This window comes from Streptococcus sp. CSL10205-OR2 (assembly GCF_025660655.1).
Classification (GTDB): Bacteria; Bacillota; Bacilli; order Lactobacillales; family Streptococcaceae; genus Streptococcus.
Genome location: NZ_JAOTIN010000029.1, coordinates 1 through 1162, shown reverse-complemented (window position 1 = coordinate 1162; position 1162 = coordinate 1). Strand labels below are relative to the sequence as shown.

1 protein-coding gene is annotated in these 1162 nt (G+C 36.8%); it reads right to left on the bottom strand.

The annotated features are described in order from the left end of the window. Positions 1–55: 55 nt before the first annotated feature. The gene (locus tag N7659_RS08080) at positions 56–1075 is read right to left on the bottom strand and encodes an IS30 family transposase (RefSeq protein WP_263276623.1); all 1020 of its coding nucleotides are present in this window, start codon (positions 1073–1075) and stop codon (positions 56–58) included. Positions 1076–1162 lie beyond the last annotated feature (87 nt).

Genomic DNA, 1162 nt, shown 5'->3' with positions numbered 1-1162 from the left:
CCCCAATTGTCAAGTTAAGTGCAACAAATTATTCCTCTGACTAAGTCATTAGTTCTTAAACTGTTTGAGCTAGCTCAAACAGTTTTTTAGCAGACTGATAGTTGTGTATCCTTCTAAGTTTATCATTAATAGCTTGAGTATAGATAGCTAGGTTTTCTTGAGTCAAACCAGTTAGTGAAACGCCTTTAGGAACAAATTCTCTAAGTAAGCCATTGAAATTCTCATTTGTCCCACGTTCGTGAGATGAATAAGCATGAGCAAAATAAACCTCAATGCCTTCTAATTCGCTTAATAAAGAAAACTCACTCCCATTATCAGCTGTGATTGACTTGATGGGATAACTTTTCAGATAGTCTAAAATAGCTTGATTCACATATTCAGCTTTCTTTTCAGGGAGTTTAGTTGTCAAAGCATATCTTGTTTGACGTTCAACTAAGGTCATAATGACAGGCTCACCAGCTGTTTTCAAGCCAAGAATTGAATCAATCTCCCAGTGTCCAAAAATCGAACGGTCATTTATTGAATGAGGTCTTTGATCAATGGAAGTTCCAAGGTGTTTCTTGGTTGATGGACGTTTCTTAGGTTTTTTGCGAATGCGAATAACTTTGGGTAAATCAATTGGCTTAATAGCCATTAGCCCCTGATGAATGTAAGTATAGAGTGTCTTAGTACTTGGAATGATTTCTTCAGGATGTTCAAGCTTATAAACATGGACAAAAGTATCAACACTGTGAACTCTTGGTTTAGCTGTCATCGCTTCTGTAAAAGCTGTCAGAAAGTGCTTTGATATTCTGTCAAGTTTAAGGTAATGAATACCTTTTCTGGCTTTATCATAACGGTTTTGAGCTGCATCTGCGAAGTATTGTTCGTAGTACACTTTCTTATCATTAACAAGCTTTACTTGCTCAACAGTCCCACGTTTTATTTCACGTGAAATGGTTGAGCGATGTCTCCCCAAACGTCGAGCAATTTCAGCTAATGTCAAACCCTCAGACAAATAAACTTCAATTTTCCCACGTTCTGCTTCAGAAAGGTGGCAATAAGGGTGTTTTGTGGTAGAATAGTTAATGGACATGTTCATCTTTCCTTTATACTGTGTTTTGCGACTTTAGTATAACAGATGAATATGTCTTTTTTGTTGCACTTCATTTTACAACTGGGC